At 53.6% G+C, this 16,764-nt stretch carries 16 protein-coding genes and 1 pseudogene; 12 read left to right on the forward strand and 5 right to left on the reverse strand.

The features are described 5' to 3' along the window. The first annotated feature begins 27 nt into the window (after positions 1-27). Genes BEN74_RS12790 through BEN74_RS12810 form a run of 5 tightly spaced genes read left to right on the forward strand, consistent with a single transcriptional unit; the run spans position 28 to position 3,258 of the window. On the forward strand, positions 28-846 hold the full coding sequence (locus tag BEN74_RS12790) for an ABC transporter ATP-binding protein (RefSeq protein ID WP_068909632.1): 819 nt from the start codon (positions 28-30) through the stop codon (positions 844-846). Then, the gene (gene mlaE, locus BEN74_RS12795; RefSeq protein ID WP_068909630.1) at positions 843-1,622 is read left to right on the forward strand and encodes a lipid asymmetry maintenance ABC transporter permease subunit MlaE; all 780 of its coding nucleotides are present in this window, start codon (positions 843-845) and stop codon (positions 1,620-1,622) included. The genes BEN74_RS12790 and mlaE overlap by 4 nt, the downstream gene beginning before the upstream one ends. Beyond that, positions 1,622-2,302 (forward strand): outer membrane lipid asymmetry maintenance protein MlaD, encoded by a 681-nt coding sequence (locus BEN74_RS12800; RefSeq protein ID WP_068909627.1) that lies wholly within the window; start codon positions 1,622-1,624, stop codon positions 2,300-2,302. The genes mlaE and BEN74_RS12800 overlap by 1 nt, the downstream gene beginning before the upstream one ends. Before the next feature lie 20 nt (positions 2,303-2,322). Continuing rightward, entirely contained in the window at positions 2,323-2,958 is a 636-nt protein-coding gene (locus tag BEN74_RS12805; RefSeq protein WP_068909623.1) for an MlaC/ttg2D family ABC transporter substrate-binding protein, read from the forward strand. Positions 2,959-2,970: 12 nt separating this feature from the next. Further along, complete coding sequence (locus BEN74_RS12810; protein ID WP_068909621.1) at positions 2,971-3,258, forward strand: STAS domain-containing protein; 288 nt, start codon at positions 2,971-2,973, stop codon at positions 3,256-3,258. Between the two features lie 95 nt (positions 3,259-3,353). On the opposite strand, the gene BEN74_RS12815 is transcribed toward BEN74_RS12810, so the two are convergent. Further along, positions 3,354-4,367 carry a CorA family divalent cation transporter gene (locus BEN74_RS12815; RefSeq protein ID WP_068909619.1) on the reverse strand — a complete coding sequence of 338 codons (1,014 nt, stop codon included), beginning with the start codon at positions 4,365-4,367 and terminating at the stop codon, positions 3,354-3,356. 154 nt (positions 4,368-4,521) lie between these two features. On the opposite strand from BEN74_RS12815, the gene BEN74_RS12820 reads away from it, so the two are divergent. Next, the gene (locus BEN74_RS12820; RefSeq protein WP_068909926.1) at positions 4,522-5,118 is read left to right on the forward strand and encodes a TIGR00730 family Rossman fold protein; all 597 of its coding nucleotides are present in this window, start codon (positions 4,522-4,524) and stop codon (positions 5,116-5,118) included. After that, the gene (locus tag BEN74_RS12825) at positions 5,115-5,525 is read left to right on the forward strand and encodes an NUDIX hydrolase (protein WP_068909617.1); all 411 of its coding nucleotides are present in this window, start codon (positions 5,115-5,117) and stop codon (positions 5,523-5,525) included. The genes BEN74_RS12820 and BEN74_RS12825 overlap by 4 nt, the downstream gene beginning before the upstream one ends. Positions 5,526-5,544: 19 nt before the next feature. Here BEN74_RS12825 and BEN74_RS12830 read toward each other — a convergent pair whose 3' ends face one another. Both BEN74_RS12830 and recG read right to left on the reverse strand, forming a co-directional pair. Next, a complete protein-coding gene (locus BEN74_RS12830) occupies positions 5,545-6,180 on the reverse strand; it encodes a ComF family protein (RefSeq protein ID WP_068909615.1) in 636 nt (211 codons plus the stop codon). After that, entirely contained in the window at positions 6,167-8,212 is a 2,046-nt protein-coding gene (recG, locus tag BEN74_RS12835; RefSeq protein WP_068909612.1) for an ATP-dependent DNA helicase RecG, read from the reverse strand. Before recG ends, BEN74_RS12830 begins: the two co-directional genes overlap by 14 nt. Before the next feature lie 32 nt (positions 8,213-8,244). On the opposite strand from recG, the gene BEN74_RS12840 reads away from it, so the two are divergent. Together BEN74_RS12840 and BEN74_RS12845 are read left to right on the forward strand one after the other, a co-directional pair. Then, entirely contained in the window at positions 8,245-9,054 is an 810-nt protein-coding gene (locus tag BEN74_RS12840) for an NAD-dependent epimerase/dehydratase family protein (RefSeq protein ID WP_068909610.1), read from the forward strand. A 275-nt stretch (positions 9,055-9,329) separates the two neighbouring features. Further along, complete coding sequence (locus BEN74_RS12845) at positions 9,330-9,788, forward strand: hypothetical protein (RefSeq protein ID WP_162898189.1); 459 nt, start codon at positions 9,330-9,332, stop codon at positions 9,786-9,788. A gap of 143 nt (positions 9,789-9,931) precedes the next feature. Here BEN74_RS12845 and plsB read toward each other — a convergent pair whose 3' ends face one another. Then, positions 9,932-12,505, reverse strand: coding sequence for a glycerol-3-phosphate 1-O-acyltransferase PlsB (plsB, locus tag BEN74_RS12850; protein WP_068909606.1), 2,574 nt, complete (start codon positions 12,503-12,505; stop codon positions 9,932-9,934). A gap of 287 nt (positions 12,506-12,792) precedes the next feature. Here plsB and BEN74_RS12855 point away from each other — a divergent pair, with 287 nt between their 5' ends. The 3 genes from BEN74_RS12855 (at position 12,793) to BEN74_RS12865 (ending at position 15,772) form a co-directional block, all read left to right on the forward strand. After that, positions 12,793-13,665, forward strand: a complete 873-nt coding sequence (locus tag BEN74_RS12855) for an acyl-CoA thioesterase (protein WP_068909923.1) — start codon at positions 12,793-12,795, stop codon at positions 13,663-13,665. Between the two features lie 63 nt (positions 13,666-13,728). Then, positions 13,729-14,397, forward strand: coding sequence for a helix-hairpin-helix domain-containing protein (locus BEN74_RS12860; RefSeq protein ID WP_228200355.1), 669 nt, complete (start codon positions 13,729-13,731; stop codon positions 14,395-14,397). A gap of 127 nt (positions 14,398-14,524) precedes the next feature. Next, on the forward strand, positions 14,525-15,772 hold the full coding sequence (locus BEN74_RS12865) for a dicarboxylate/amino acid:cation symporter (protein ID WP_068909601.1): 1,248 nt from the start codon (positions 14,525-14,527) through the stop codon (positions 15,770-15,772). 31 nt (positions 15,773-15,803) lie between these two features. Here BEN74_RS12865 and BEN74_RS12870 read toward each other — a convergent pair. Further along, positions 15,804-16,748 (reverse strand): annotated as a pseudogene (locus BEN74_RS12870) (metal-dependent hydrolase). Between the last annotated feature and the right edge of the window lie 16 nt (positions 16,749-16,764).

Here is a 16,764-nt window from a genome sequence, read left to right on the forward strand (position 1 = left end):
TGAAAAAATGCAGGAAAACGCTCAGCTATGAATAATCAAATGCCTGATCAGGCTCAGTCACTTATTGAAGTGAAGAATTTGAGCTTTAAGCGGGGCGAGCGGATCATTTATGACAATGTCAGTTTAAGCATTCGCCGCGGTCAGATTACCGCAATTATGGGGCCTTCCGGTACGGGGAAAACCACCCTTTTGCGCCTGATTGGCGGCCAGCTGACGCCGGATCAGGGCGAAGTGCGCCTGGACGGAAAAAATATTGGCCTGATGAGCCGGCAGGAGCTGTTTGCTGCCCGCGCCAGAATGGGCATGCTGTTCCAAAGCGGCGCGCTGTTTACCGATATGTCTGTATATGAAAACGTCGCTTTTCCGCTGCGCGCGCATACCCGGCTGCCGGAGCATTTAATTGCGGAAATTGTCGCGCTCAAGCTGGAGTCAGTCGGCTTGCGCGGCACTGAAAGCCTGATGCCGTCTGAGCTTTCCGGCGGCATGAACCGCCGCGTGGCTTTGGCCCGCGCCATTGCGCTGGACCCGGAGCTGATCATGTACGATGAGCCTTTTGCCGGCCAGGACCCGATTGTAAAGGGCGTGCTGACCCGGCTGATCCGGACGCTGCGCGAAGCGCTGGACTTGACCACGATTATTGTTTCGCATGATGTGGCGGAAACGCTTTCAATCGCCGATTACATTTATGTTGTGGCGGAAGGCAAAGTGCAGGGCGAAGGGACGCCTGAGCAGCTGAAAGCCAATGCTTCGCCTTTTGTGCAGCAGTTCCTGACCGGTTCGATGGAAGGCCCGGTGGATTATCAATTCAGTCAACAACCCTATTTAAGCCATGAGGTCCGTTCATGAATGCAATCGCCTCCTTGGGCCGGCGCGTTATTGAGCGTGTGCGGGGAATCGGCACAGCCACGCTGATGCTGCTGCAGGTCATTTTGTCGCTGCCGACATGGCTCGGCGTCCGGTTGTTCATTTACCAGATGTACCGCGTCGGCGTCATGTCGCTGCTGATCATTGTGGTTTCCGGGCTGTTTATCGGCGCGGTGCTGGGGCTGCAGATGTACAGCATTCTGGTGACCTTCGGCAGTGAAGCCATGCTGGGCGCCGCGGTGTCCCTGACGCTGCTGCGCGAGCTGGCGCCGGTTGTGGCGGCGCTGCTGTTTGCCGGCCGCGCCGGATCTGCGCTGACTGCGGAAATTGGCCTGATGAAAGCCACGGAGCAGCTGTCCAGCATGGAAATGATCGGCGTCGATCCCTTGAAGCGGGTGATTTCGCCGCGCCTTTGGGCCGGGATATTCAGCCTGCCGATGCTCTCGGTGATTTTCGCTGCGGTCGGCATTATGGGCGGCAAGATGGTCGGGGTGGATTTCCTCGGCGCGGATGAAGGCGCTTACTGGAGCGGCATGGAAAATGCGGTCCGGTTCTATAAAGATGTATTCAACGGCACGATTATTAAAAGCTTCGTGTTTGCATTCATCTGCACCGGAATCGCCGTTTACCAGGGCTACGCCTGTGAGCCGACATCCGAAGGAATTGCGACGTCGACCACCCGTACGGTGGTGTATTCTTCGCTGTGTGTTTTAGGTTCTGATTTTGTGTTGACTGCGGTCATGTTTGGAGGTGTTTAATGAAATCACGCGCAAGTGAACTGGCTGTCGGCATATTTGTCATTCTGTTTGGCATCGCGCTATTTTTCCTGGCCATGCGCGTCAGCGGCCTGGTGGGCAGCAACCTGAAAGACGGCTACCCGATGAGCGCGGTTTTTGAAAATGTCAACGGCATCAAGCCGCGCGCGAAAGTGACGCTCAGCGGGGTCAAAGTCGGGCAGGTCGATTCGATTGCGCTGGATCCGGTGACCCGCCTGGCCACCGTGCATATGACCATGGACGGCAGCCTGACCACCTTTAACGATGAGCAGCTGAAGCAGGTGCAGAAAGATGCGCTGGAAGAGCTGCGCTACAGTTCAGATTATGAAGCCTCTGATCCTGCGCAGCAAAAAGACATGGAAAAGCAGCTGACCGCCAACATGAAATCCATCACCAATATTGATGAAGATGCTTACATTATGGTGGCGACCAATGGCCTGCTGGGTGAAAAATACCTGAAAATCATTCCGGGCGGCGGCTTGAACTACTTAAAGCGCGGCGACCGGATTGCCAACACTCAGGGCACCATGGAAATTGAAGATTTAGTGACTAAATTTGTAACCGGCGGCGCAGGCAAGCCGGCAGAAAATGCAGACAGCAAACCGGCGCAGGGCAAGGCATCTGCTGACGCCGCCGATTCTGAACCTGCATTTGTTGAATAATTATTTGAGGAGATATCTGCGTGAAGACTTTACTTAAACAGACGCTTACAGCAAGCATTCTTTCGGCAATGCTTGCAGGGACAGCTTTCGCTGCGCCGTCTGAAACGCCGCCTGCATTTGTTAAAAAAGTTGCGGATGGCCTGATTTCACGCCTGAAAGCGGATCACGGCAAGCTGCAGAATAACCCTGCTGCGGTCAAAGCCATTGTGCGCCAGAATCTTGATCCGTATATCGACTCGCAGTCGTTCACCCGCATTGTGATGGGTACTTATGCGACCAATCAGTACAGCACCGCGGCGCAGCGCGCCCAGTTTGAGCGCAACTTCCGCGAAACGCTGATTGAAAACTACGGCAGCGCTTTCGCCAAGTTCAGCAATCAGACTTACAGCATGCGCCCTTATAAGGATACCGGCAGCAAAAATCCGGTGGTGACCATTGATTTCAACAACAATGGCGAAAAAATCCCTGTGTCCTTCCAGCTGGCCGATAAAGGCTCACAATGGAAAATCCGCAACATCAATGTATCCGGCATTGACCTTGGCCTGCAGTTCCGCAATCAGTTCGCAGCTACAGTGAAGCGCAACGGCGGCAATCTGGATAAGGCGATTGCCAACTTTAAGCCGGATGCGGAAGCAGCGGTAGAAAAGAAAAAATAGCATAGGCGGCGTATGATTAAATTTGATCAGCAGGAACTGCATGTTTGCGGGAAAATTGACTACAGCAATGCTGAGCAGTATTACCGCAAAGGCCTGCAGGAAATTCAGGCGCAGGCCCGCTTTCCGGTTGTGGTAAATTTATCGCAGCTGGAGCAGGGCAGCACGCTGGCTTTGGCGGTGCTGGTGCGCTGGCTGCGCCAGACGCCGGATGCGCGGGGGCTGCAGTTTAAAGCCGTCCCGGCAAAGATGCTGAATATTATTCAGGCCTGCCATCTGCAGAATGACCTGCAGCTGCTTTAAGCTGCATAAAAAAAGCGCCTGAGGGCGCTTTTTTTCGGCTTGGCAGTTTCCATTTGTTTGCTGCGGCGATGGCTAAGCAGCGCTGCAAAGCTGGCTCAAATCCATTTTTTCCAGCGGAAATAAATCATCGGGCCGACAAAGAAGGCGACTAAAATCAGGCTGACAATGACAAAGCTGGTGGTGCCGTGGGCAAAGGGCAGCACTTCGGTATTCATGCCGTAAATGCTGGCAATCAGCATGGGCGGCGCCAGCATGCTCGGCAAAATCGAGAAGCGGCGGATCGTGTCATTCTGTTCAGTGTTGATGAATCCTGAGGTAGTATCCAGCAGGAAGCGCACTTTCTGGAACAGGAAGGCGTCATGCTCCACCAGCGAGCGCACGTCTTCACTCAGCTCGCGGATATCCGCATCATAAATATGGCTGCCCAAGGCCCGCGGGCGCGACAGGAAGGTCAGCACGCGGCGCAGGTCAATCAGGCACAGCTGGGCTTTTCCCAGCATGTCTTCCAGCTGCGCCAGCCGGGTAATCATGTCATCCAGATCTAAAATCATTTCGCGGTGGCGGTTGTTCAGCACTTCCGTGGAGTATTTTTCCAGATCCTTGTGGATATCTTCCAGAATATCCGCAAGCTCATCCAGCTTGGCTTCCAGCAGGCCAAGCAGAATCCACGTCGGCTCTTTATAGTCAATTTCATAGTCGTTGCGCCGCGCGCGGGCGCGGAAGGCGCGGAAGGCCACCAGCTTTTCGCCGCGCAGGGTAAACAGGCGCTCTTTATGCAGGATGAATGCAACGGTCTGCACGGTGGCCAGAATGCTGGAATTTTCTTCCGTTTCTCCGTCCACCTGAAAATTTTTATTTTTCGTTAAAAAATACGTGCTGATATGCAAAATGCCGTCATCATCGCGGTAGAATCGGGCTGAAGAGGAAATGTCTTCGAGCGATTTCAGGGTCGGCAGATTCTGATCATAGGCGTCTAAAATCCACTGCTGCTCTTCCTGCGACGGCGCAATCAGATCCAGCCAAACCAAGTCAGGATGCAGGTCAAAACCGCCGTTGATGGTGGCGTCTTCCAGGCTACCGCGCTCTGTGGCGTAAAAGGCTTCAAGCATGCCGTTTTTTCTCCCTTGCGCAGTATGTGTGAATGAATGCGTGTATTTTAGACAAGGATTTCAACAAATACACTGCTCGAATGGCTATTTTATTAAAAAAACTCTGCGAAGTTTATTTTAGCAGCATGACAGATTGATAACACGGTGATAAATGATGAATTCTATAGCAATTTTCTGCGGTTCGGCGCTTGGCTCTGACCCGGTTTATTTGCAGGCGGCTCAACTGGCCGGTAAAACTTTGGCGCAGCACGGAATTGCGCTGGTTTACGGCGGCGGGCGCTCGGGCCTGATGGGCATGGTGGCGGACAGCGCGCTGCAGGCCGGCGGCAAGGTGATCGGGGTCATTCCAAAGCAGCTGGTAGACCGCGAGCTGGCGCATCCGCATTTGACCGAGCTGCATGTGGTGGAAAATATGCATCAGCGCAAAACCCTGATGTCTGAACTGTCGGATGGCTTTATCGCGATTCCGGGCGGCGCCGGCACGCTGGAAGAAATTTTTGAGCAGTGGACCTGGGCGCAGCTGGGCATCCATTTAAAGCCCTGCGCATTTTTGAATACCGCAGGCTTTTATGATGACCTGCTGAAATTCGTTCAGATGACGGCGGATAAAGGCTTTACCCATCAGCGCTTCAGCAGCGGCCTGGTGGTCTCAGAGAGCATTGAGGAAATTCTGGCGCAGTTCAAAGACTATCAGCCGCCGCAGCCGAAATGGGGCATTGCCGATCAGCAGGATTTGGTGAAGCAGGCATGAAAGTGATTACTGTGGCGGCCGGCATTGTGCTGAATGAACAGCATCAGCTGCTGCTGGTGCGCAAGAAGCATACCGCCCGCTTTATGCAGGTGGGCGGAAAACTGGAGCCGGATGAACTGCCGGAGCAGGCGATTGTCCGGGAGATTGCCGAAGAGCTGGGCTGCGCAGCCAGGATTCAGCATTATCTAGGGCGCTTTGAAACTCAGGCTGCCAATGAGCCGGATCACCTGCTGGTCAGCTATGTCTACCATGTGCAGCTGGAGCAGGCGCCGCAGGTGCAGGCGGAAATTGCCGAAATGAAATGGGTGGATCTGGATGATGCTGAAACGCTGCTGGCGCCATTGACCACTGAAGTGGTGATGCCGTGGGTAAGGCTGCATTTGGCGTCTGCTGAAGGCATTTATTGAGTGGGTGTGGCCGCGGCTTTTATTCCGCAGCAGCTAAGCACACGGCATGAATCTGCCGGCAGCCGAGCTGTTCCAGACTCTGCTTTAAGGCATGGAGGGAGCTGCCGGTAGTGACTACATCATCGACAATCAGCACTTTCCGGTAATGCGCCTTAGGCTGGGCAGCAATAATGAACTGCTGCTGAATGCCTTCTAGCCGTTCCAGCCGGCTGAGGCCTTTCTGCGCATGCTGCTTTAGGCGCTGCACCGGCTGCCACACGGGAAGCTGCAGATGCTGCGCCAAATCTTTGGCCAGCAGCAGCGACTGGTTATAGCCGCGCTGGTTCAGCCTTTCCAGTGAGACCGGCATGGGGACAATGGCATGCACTTTCGGATAGCGCAGATTTTTCAGCAGGCCGGACAGCAGCGGCCGGTACTGCAGCTGCTGTTCATATTTGAACTGCTGAATGATCCGGTCGAGAGGGTAGGCATACTGGCAGGCGGCCAAGACTTGCATTTCCTGACGCAAGACAGGGCTTTTCAGCCAAGGCAGGCTGTTCCAGCAGTCTGCGCAGACATTATGCCGGTGCTGGGTATCAGCATGGCACAACTGGCAGGGCTGCAGGGACTGGATTAAGCCCTTGGCCTGCTGCAGAATGCGGCTAAACATAGGCATAGCGCGGCGCCTCCGGCAGCCAGCGCTTCAGCAGGGCTTCGGCATTCTGCGGATAGTCTTTCAGGATCTGCTGGGCGGCGTAGTGCGCCTGATTCAGCAGGTGATCATCGCGTTCCAGCTTCGCCACACGGAAACCGATATCGCCGGTTTGCTTGGTGCCTAACAGCTCTCCCGGCCCGCGCAGCTCCAGATCTTTTTCGGCAATCATAAAGCCGTCGTTGGTTTCGCGCATGATGCGCAGGCGCTCCTGGCCATTTTGCGACAGTGGGCTTTTATACAGCAGCGCGCAGAAGCTGGCTGCTGCGCCGCGCCCGACCCGCCCGCGCAGTTGATGCAGCTGCGACAGCCCAAGGCGCTCGGCATTTTCAATCACCATAATTGAGGCATTCGGCACATCTACGCCGACTTCAATCACCGTGGTGGCAATCAGCAGCTGCAGCTCATTGCTTTTAAAGCGCTGCATCACCGCCTGCTTTTCATCGGCTTTCATTTTGCCGTGCACCAAGCCAATGTTCAGCTCAGGAAAGCGCTGTTTTATTTCGCTAAACGTGGCTTCCGCAGCCTGCGCATCCAGAGTTTCAGACTGTTCTACCAAGGTGCAGACCCAGTAGGCTTGCTTGCCTTCGGCGCAGTTGGCGGCGATGCGCTGCAGCACCTGTTCACGGCGGTCCAGCGGCAGGGTGACGGTTTGAACCGGGGTGCGGCCGGGCGGCAGCTCATCAATCACCGAGGTGTCCAAATCGCCGTAGGCCGACATCGCCAGCGTGCGCGGAATTGGGGTGGCGGTCATCACCAGCTGATGCGGGGTCATGCCGTTCAGGCCCTTGTTGCGCAGCGCCAGGCGCTGATCGACGCCGAAGCGGTGCTGTTCATCAATGATCACCAGGCCGAGTTTGGCGAATGCGACATTGTCCTGAAACAGCGCATGCGTGCCGACCACCAGATTGGCCGTGCCGTCTTTAATGATCTGCTCAGCGGCTTCGCGGGCTTTGCCTTTCTGCTTGCCGGAGAGCCAAGACACCGTCAGGCCCAGCGGCTCAAACCATTTTTTAAAATTCAGATAATGCTGCTCGGCTAAAATTTCAGTCGGCGCCATCAGCGCGACTTGCCAGCCTTCTTCCAGCGCATGGCAGGCCGCCACGCCGGCGACCAGGGTTTTGCCTGCGCCGACATCGCCCTGCACCAGCCGCAGCATCGGCTTATTCTGCTTCAGGTCGGCAGCGATTTCTTTGGAAACGCGCTTTTGCGCGCCGGTCATGGCAAAGGGCAGGCTGGTCAGCAGCGCTTTGGCATAGCGCTGGCTTGGGCTGAAGGACGGCGCTTCAATCTGCTGCATGTAGGCGCGCCGCGTCAGCAGGCTGACCTGATGCGCCACCAGCTCTTCAAAAATCAGGCGCTGCTGCGCCGGATGCGAGCCTTGCGCCAGCTGCAGCATATTGGCATTGACCGGCGGATGGTGAATATAATCCAGCGCATCGCGCAGCGCATAGCCATTGCTGAACTGGCGCGGCAGCAGTTCCGGCAGTTCATCGGCATGCTTTTCCAGCGCCTGCCTGACATATTCGCGCAGCTTGGGCTGGGTCAGGCCATCGGTTGCCGGGTAAATTGCGGTCAGCTGGGTCTGCGGCAGCGGAGTGTGTTCGGTAATCAGCTGCAGTTCGGGATGGTACATTTCCAGCCCGCGCGCGCCGACCCTCACTTCGCCAAAGGCCCGCAGGCGGCTGCCCATTTTGGCGCGGTCAGTAATGCCTTTGTAGATATGGTAAAAACGCAGGGTGACTTTGCCAAAGTCATCCTCCAGCAGCGCAGCCATGGATTTGCGTTTTCCCGGCGGAAAGTCCACACTTTTCACCGTGCCTTCCAGCAAATAGCTGCGCCCGGCGGTCAGCTGGTTCATTGCGATAATCGTGCTGCGGTCTTCATAGTCGCGTGGCAAATGAAACAGTAAATCGTCGGTGGTGAAAATATTCAGTTTTTCAAGCAGCGCAGCGGCAGCGTTTCCTACGCCTTGCAATTGGTGGACGGCAGCCATTTCCCCTCAGTACATCTTTGATCAGGTGCTAAATGCATATTTTATTTATAGGTTATGGTAAAACATCTCAGCGCGCTGCAAAACAGTTATTTCAGCAAGGCCACCAAATTACCACAATCAGCCGAAGCCCGAAATCAGACGGTTTTGCTTCCCATCTGATCCAGGATATACATCAGCTGGATCTGTCTGAAGTCGCGCCCATTGATGCGGTTTATGTGCTGCTGTCGCCTGAGAGCAGCACAGTGGAAGCTTATCAGCAAACTTTTGTGGATTCGATTGCGCCGGCTGTCCATGCCTTGAAAAATCATCCTGTAAAAAAAGTGATCGTGGTGTCATCTACTCGTGTTTACGGTGAAAATGCGGGTGAGCGGGTTGATGATGAAACCGCTCCGCAGCCGAGCGATGCGCAAGGGCAGGTGCTATTGAACATGGAAGCAGCGTGGCAGCAGGCTTATCCGTCGCAGTGTGTGATCGTGAGGCCGGCAGGGATTTATGGTACATCGGTCTCTCGTATGGTTAAGCTTGCAGAAACAAGCAAAACTTATCCGAAGCTGCATTGGTCGAACCGCATTCATATTGATGATCTGGCTGCATTTTTAGCCCACTTGCTTCACGTGGAACAGGCGGAAAAAACTTATATTTGCAGCAACAGCCAGCCTTTGCCTTTGCATGAAATCATTCAATGGTTTCAGCAGCAGTTGGCGCTGCCGGCTTTGGTTCTGGAAAGTGATGCGCCATCAGGCAAGAAAATTTATGCTTCGCGGATGCAGGCAATGGGCTTTGAATTGCAGCATCCAAACTGTTTTGATGATTATTTGGCGTTGTTGGGAGAGTTCCGGTAGATGGACAGTTTTTGTGAAAAATAATGAGAAAGCCGTTCAAATATGCTGAATCCTAGAACGGCTTTGCTTAAAATATTGATGCTTAGGCGAAGACTTCAATCATGTTGCATAATTGTATTATGTTAATTTTGGAAATGCTTAATAATCAACCATATTGTCTAATTGAAAGATGGTTACAGCGTCAATGGCTATTCAGATAAAATTCCTTTTTAACATCCTTATAAATAATATTTAATATGAAAAAACTAATATTTATTTCTATGACCCTTATATCAATGAATATTCAAGCTGAAATAGATAATTCTATAAGCTTAGATGAAAGGCTAGTAGATAAAGCAAAAGAATTAGTAGACGCAAATAATGAACTAGTACAAGTAAAAGATGTACTTAAATTGAAAGAAGTAAACTGTAACCGCCGAAAAGTAATGAGAGAATACGTAGAATTAGTTAATGAATTAGAGAAATCAAACTTAGATGAACTAAAAAATATAGAAGCCATTGAAAATGATGCAAAAAATGAAACTGACTTTAATGAAGAGAAAAGTTTTAATTTAGTTGTTATGAAACAGCATCAATATTTTAGAGAAAGCTTTAACTCAATGAAACATACGATTTTAGAAGAGATCGAACAAGAAGATAAAAGAATTCAAGAGAAGATGGCAAAAATAGAAGAAAGCGTTATAAAAGCCAAAGAGACGACTTTGGACAGTATATGCAACACAAAAACCGAGTAGAATGTGAATGCCTAGCAGATCAATTAAATTATTTATTCAATATAATAGGCGTTATACAAAATAAATTTTAATTCCTATTCCTTCATCCACAGCATAGGCACCTGCATTTTTTGCAGATGCCTATGCTTTTAAAAAGAAAGAAATTACTTCTTCTTGCGCTTCAAGCGCTTCTTCGCCTGTTCAGCAGCCACTTTATCCAGCGTGTCTTTCAGCTCTTCATCGCTGAAGGCGGTGATATGCTGCAGCATCTGCAGGGTCACATCATCCAAGACCAGATTGGCGTACTGCGCGACATTCTTAAAGCTGTCATCAAAGACGATAGCGCCTTCCTCATTTTTGCCGATATAGCCCTGCTCAGTCAGCACTTTAATAAAGCTCTGGAACAGCGCCTTATCAAAGAATTCCGGCGAGTTGAACTCATACAGCACAGACAGGCGCTGGCCGACCAGATGGCTCAGCTCTTCCACTTGGCGGGTTGAAATATTGCCCGAACCGCGCTGGGTAATCAGCGCCAGCGTCATGTAGTAGCGCTCAAGGCTCTGCATCACAGGCGCAGCCAGCACCGCCAGCTGGCTGTGGTCTTCGCTGTTCGGCGCAGGGGAAATCAGGTTGCCTTCGGCATCTTCCGAGATCAGCTTGGCCTGAATCAGCGCTTCCGCATAGGCGCAGATCCGGTCTTTCAGCTCTTCATCCTGCCATTTTAAGAACAGTTCAGCTTTCAGGAACGGATACAGCGTGCGGATGACATTGATCAGATCGCCGCGGCGGATGGAGCCGTTATGCTCAACCAAGGCTGCAATCAGGGACGGCAGAATGAAGGCATGCACAATGTTGTTGCGGAAGTAGGTCAGCAGCACCGCCTGGCCGTCTTCAATCGCAATAATATCGCCTAAGACATGCTTCACGCGCTTAATCAGCTTCAGTTTCAGGCCGTAGGCGATGATTTCCTTGCCGGACAGCGGCGTCACCTGCATGCGCTCATCATACGGCAGAGCCGTCAGCAGATTGCGGTAGGTGTCCAGCTGCTTAATGCAGATTTCTTCATCCAGCGTATGCTTTGCCGTCGCCAGCAGAATCAGCGACAGCAGCGAGACCGGATTGATCACCACGGCGCGGTTGATGTTTTCCAGAATGGCATGCGCTGAACTGTTGACGGCGTCTGACACTTCCTGCGGAATCGGCGCGTCATTTTTCTCGACTTTGATTTGATCTGCGCCGTGCTGCTTCAGCATGTCATCCAGAAATACAGGTTCGCCGAAATTGACATGCACTTTGCCGAAAATGCGCTCAATTTTGCGCAAGGTTTTCAGAATGCCCAGAACCGATTCGCCTTCCTTCGGCTTGCCGTTCATCTCGCCGACATAGGTTGCGCCTTCCATCAGGCGCTCATAGCCGACATAAGTCGGCAGGAACACAATCGGCTTGGCGCGGCCGCGCAGATGGCTGTGCACGGTCATGGCCAGCATGCCGGTTTTCGGCGGCAGCAGGCGTCCGGTGCGCGAGCGCCCGCCTTCAATGAAGTATTCAATTGGCGTGTTGCGCGACAGAATGCTGTACAGATACTCTTTAAACACCGTGGTGTACAGGGCGTTGCCGCGGAAGGTGCGGCGGATGAAGAAGGCGCCGCCGCCGCGCAGAATCTGCCCCACAAACGGCATATTCAGGTTGTCGCCGGCGGCGATGTACGGCACCATCAGGCCGCGCTTGTAAATCACATACGACAGCAGCAGGTAGTCAATGTGGCTGCGGTGGCAGGGGGTATAGATAATTTCGTAGTCTTTGGCCAGTTCGCGCACGGTGCTGAAGTTATGCACCTCAACGCCGTCATACAGCTGCGTCCACAGGCGGGTCAGCGCAACATCGGCAAAGCGCACCGTCGAATGCGAATAGTCGGAAACAATTTCATTTAAAAAGCCGATTGCGCGGCGTTCCGCTTCCACCATGCTGATTTTGCTGCGGATGCTTTCGCGGCGGATGCTGTCCTGAACATCCGGCGCTTTAATCAGCCCATGCATGACGTTGCGGCGGTCAGACAGGTCGGGGCCGAGCACCACTTCACGCTGCGCATCCAGATAATCATTCAGCGTGCTGATGATGTATGTCGCCGGCGATGAATTCGGATGCGTGGTTTTGGCGTAATCAATCAGCGCGCGCAGTGACTGGCCCTGATGAAACTCAATATAGGTTTGGCGGCCATGCAGGCCGATATTCACTAGCTGCTTGACTTTGCTTGGCGTAGACCAGGTATCGGTAAACAGCAGCTTCAGCCATGAATCTTCTTTTTCCGGATCGCGGCCCCACAGCAGGGTCACGGGAATCAGCTCGACATCCAAATCCGGCTGCTGCTCCAGAGCGTCTATCAAGCGGAGCAGGCGCGGCGGAAAAGCGTGCGGCGGCGGGTTCAGCAGATTGTTTTCGTCGCGGTGCTGCAGGAACAGCACCGAGGCTTTTTCGCTGTGCTGCCCCAGCACCAGCGGGTTCAGCGCGGGCTGCAGCTTCAGGCGCCGGGTTTCGCCGTCCACCACCAGCGCATTGCTGCGCGAATGGTTCAGCAGGACATAGCAGACAATTTTCTGCGGGGAGCTTGTGCTGTCTTCGCTCTGGGCGGCAGGCGCCGGTTCGGCGGGAACCTCTCCCAGAACGTGCGGTGTGACAACCAGGTCAATCAGCTTGCTGGAAAGCTTTCTATACATTTGACCAAAACCACTTTTGGGCATACAAACTCCTCGTTAAACAGCCAAAGCCCCGGAAAGCCGGAGGCGGGCCGCTATTTTGCGTAATTGCGCTGAAATGCAGTATGCCATTTTCTGACAAATTGCGCGCTAAGTGTAAGATTTTATCGTTAAAAAACGTATTTTTAGCGGATTATGCCGAAATCCGGCGTGACAGGGCAGTCAGCCAATCTCTAGGGTTTTGCTCTGGATTTATGGCAATATAGAAGCATTTCGCACGCCTGATGGCTTTTGCCTGGCCTGGCGCCATCCCACATATGAATAGGTTGCTTATGAATGCCTTAACGCAAGAACTTGTTGAACTGCTCAGCCTGGAAAAGCTGGAAGAAAATCTTTTCCGCGGGCAGAGCCGCAATCTGGTGGGCAAGCGCGTGTTCGGCGGCCAAGTGCTGGGGCAGGCCTTAAGGGCTGCCTCCTATACGGCAGACCGCCCTGCGCATTCCCTGCATGCCTATTTTTTATACGGCGGCGATGTCAATGCGCCGATTATCTATGAAGTTGACCGCCTGCGCGACGGCAAAAGCTTTGTCAGCCGCCAGGTGCGCGCCATTCAGCATGGCCGGACGATTTTCACCGCAATGGTGTCTTTTGCCGGCTATGAAGACGGCTTGAATTACCAGATTTCGGAGCCTGAATATCCGGCGCCGCAAAGCCTGAAAAATGAGGCTGAGCTGAAAAAGCAGATGGTGGAATTTGTGCCAGAAAATGTGCGCGCCAGCTTTATGCGCGACCGCCATGTGGAAATCCGCCCGATCAACCCCAGCAATCCGTACCAGCCGCAGCCGGAAGCTCCGACCTATGCGCATTACCTGCGCACGCATGACGCGATTGCGCCCGAAGTGGATGAGGTCTCCCTGCATCAGGCCATTGCCGCCTTCTATTCAGACTTTACCTTAATGACTACGGCGCTGCGCCCGCATGGCCTCAGCTATTTGTCGCCCAGCCTGCAATGCGCCAGCATAGACCATGCCATGTATTTCCATAAGCCGTTCCGTGTAGATGAATGGATGCTCTACGATATGGATGCAACGGTCAGCGCCAGTTCGCGCGGCCTGAATTTTGGCCGGATGTGGCAAAACGGCGAGCTGGTCTGCAGCACCACGCAGGAAGGCTTAATCCGCCTGCGCGAGATTGAAACGCAATAATCAGCATGCTGTTTCAACATCAAAAAATTAACATCAAAAATAATAAAAAATATGGGGGATGCTGTGCTTTTCAATTCAAATGAACGGAAATTTCAGCACCGCTCCATGTTTATGCTGGCTGCCGGTTTATGCCTGAGTCTTGCCGGCTGTGCTGATATTGCGGAAACGCCGGAATATCAGGCCGCCTGTCATGGCAAACCGCTGAAGAAAAGTGACCGGATGCGCGCCCGTGAAGACGGCTACGTCATTAATGAGCAGTATCAATGCATAGATAAGGCATCTTATGCCGCAATGCAGGAAGCTGAAGCGCGCTGGCAGGCTGCTCATACGCCTGAAGCCATTGCAAAAAGCAAAGCTGAGGATCAAGCCCGCATTGCGCAGCTGAATCAAGAGATGGCGCAAAGAGAGGCGCGGCGCAAGGCAGAGCAGGAAGCCAAACGGGCTTTAAGATATGAATTGCATTTGGTTGAGATCAATCAGGCATCGGCTGCTGAGCTGGCTGAAGTGTGCAGCATTCAACAAGATGCAGCTGAAAGCATTGTTCAGGAACGCGCCAATGGCGGGCAGTTTAAGGACTGGGCAGACGCCGTTCATCGGGTCATCGCGCTCAGCTCAGCGCAAAATGCAGTCTTTGCGTCAGTCTGCGGCTTAACTGTAAATGGCGCAAGCTTAAATGGCGCGCCGGCAAATGAAGAAGCCGCCCAAATGATTTTCCAGCGCGGCCTGCGCTGAGCGCATTAGGTCTGAACAGGGTATTTTTTAATGGCTTTCCGCCATCAGGCTGCGGCAAAAAAATCCTCGATTCTGCTTATCCGGCATGGCATAGTGCCTGCAGGACAGAACATAAAAGCGCAAAGCAATGAGCTTGAATACACAGATTTTATTGGCTGCCATTTTAGGCGCCGCCTTTGGTTTTTTGCTGAACCAGTTCCCGCAGACGCAGTTTTTTGAATTCAGCCTGTACGGCTTGGGTATTGCCGGCAGCGTGTTCATCGGCCTGCTGAAAATGCTGCTGATTCCCCTGATTTTCAGTTCAATTGTGGTCGGGGTCTCCAACCTGCAGGCGGGCGGGCAGCTCAGCCGGGTGTGGAAAATTACCTTGGCCTGCTGCGTGACCACCACCACGCTGGCGCTGATTTTAGGCCTGGCCTGCGCGCATATTTTTCAGGTCGGCAAAGGCGTGGATATCATGATGTTTCAGGACGCCATGAATCAGCACCAGACTCCGGACACCTTAACGCCGGCATCTTTCTTTAGCAATTTCATTCAAAACACCCTGATCAATCCCTTTAAGGCTTTTGCCGAGGGTAATGTGCTGGCGGTGGTGGTGTTCGCCTTATTTATTGGCGCTGCGCTGGTGAAAGGCGGCGACAAGTTCCGCAGCGTGCGCAAGCTCAGCCAGCAGTTTTTTGACATTATGATGCTGATGATCGGCTGGGTGATGAAGCTGGCGCCGCTGGGCATTTTTGCGCTGCTGGCCAAGCTGATTTCGACCGAAGATATTTCGGTGCTGAGCCGCCTGGCGGAATTTGCTGCTGTGGTCACCGGCACTACAATTTTTCATGGCGCGGTGGTGCTGCCGCTGCTGCTGTGGATTTTTGGCAAGATGAATCCTGTGACCTTTTTTAAAGGCGCGCGGGCGGCCCTGATTACCGCATTCGCCACCAGTTCCAGTTCGGCGGCCATGCCGCTGTCGATGAAATGCGCGCAGGAAAATTTAGGCGTGCGCCCGCAGACCGCGGGTTTTGTAATTCCATTGGGCACGCAGCTGAATATGGACGGCACGGCTTTATACGAGGCGGCGGCGGCGCTGTTTATTGCCAATCTGATGGGGCTGGATTTAACCCTGGGCCAGCAGCTGGTGGTCTGCGCCACAGCAATGATCGCTTCACTGGGCGCGCCGGGCATTCCCAGCGCAGGCATGGTGACGATGATCATGGTGCTGCAGTCGGTGGGCCTGCCGGCCGAAGCCATTGCGATTCTGCTGCCGATTGACCGGCTGCTGGACACCGTGCGCACCGTAGTGAATGTGCAAGGCGATATGATGATCAGCGTGGTGGTCGACCGCCATACACAGGATGCCGGTGCGCCGGCTTCATCCAGCTGAAGCGGGCATGCCGGCATGGCTGGCTTTTGACTTAAGCGATTTTCAGGGCGGCCCGCTTGGCGGCAGGGGACTGATTGAGATAGGCGACGGCATCTTCGGTTTTGGCTTCATGCACCGGGTCATACCACGGCATTAAATAGCCCAGCTGCTGCGACACCAGCCAGAACGGGCTGGGCATCAGCTGATTGTCCGCCTGAGCGGTGCGGCGCCATTCCCGCCAGATCCACGGCTTATAGACTGCCGGACGGATGGATTTAAAGCGCGGATCCTGCTGCATGATATGCGCGGCGCCGTCAACCCAAAGGCCGAGTACGGCGGCAATCACCGCGACACTCAGGTAATAGCGGGCAATGTAGCCGCCGCCTAAATGGCGGTACAGGTCAAAGGCCACGGTGCGGTGCTCAATTTCTTCCGCGCCGTGCCATTTAATCAGGTCCAGCATGGCGGCGTCCGCTCCCAGCCTTTCCCATCCGGTGTTGTACAGCGCGTATTTGCCCAGCACGCAGGTCATATGCTCCACGGTGGCAATAATTCCCAGACGGAATAGATCCCACTGATGCAGCAGCGGCTGCGGCACTTTCAGGCCCAGCGGCTCATCGGCCAGAAGCTTGCCGAACAGGAAATCCATCACGGCTAAATTGCGCTGAATATCGATATTGCGCGCAGCCAGATATTCGGTATTGGCCGAATGATGCGCCTGCGCATGCATGGCTTCCTGGCGGATAAAGGCCTGCACATCCGCTTTCAGCTTTTCATCCCGGATCTGCGGCAGCACCTTGTTGTACAGGCGGCAGAACCAGAACTAGCCCGCAGGCAAAATCATATTAATTTCATTGATGAAATAGCTGACAAAGGGCTGCTGCGGCACCCAGTCCACAGGCGTATCGCGCCATTCAAATTTGACTTTGCGCGGCTGAATCCGGTAGCCGATGGACGAGCCGGCGTTCGGGTTTCTAAGGCGGGAGAAAAGCTTCATCATACTGTCCTTGCTG

The sequence above is a fragment of the Acinetobacter sp. WCHAc010034 genome (assembly GCF_001696615.3).
Taxonomy (GTDB): Bacteria; Pseudomonadota; Gammaproteobacteria; order Pseudomonadales; family Moraxellaceae; genus Acinetobacter.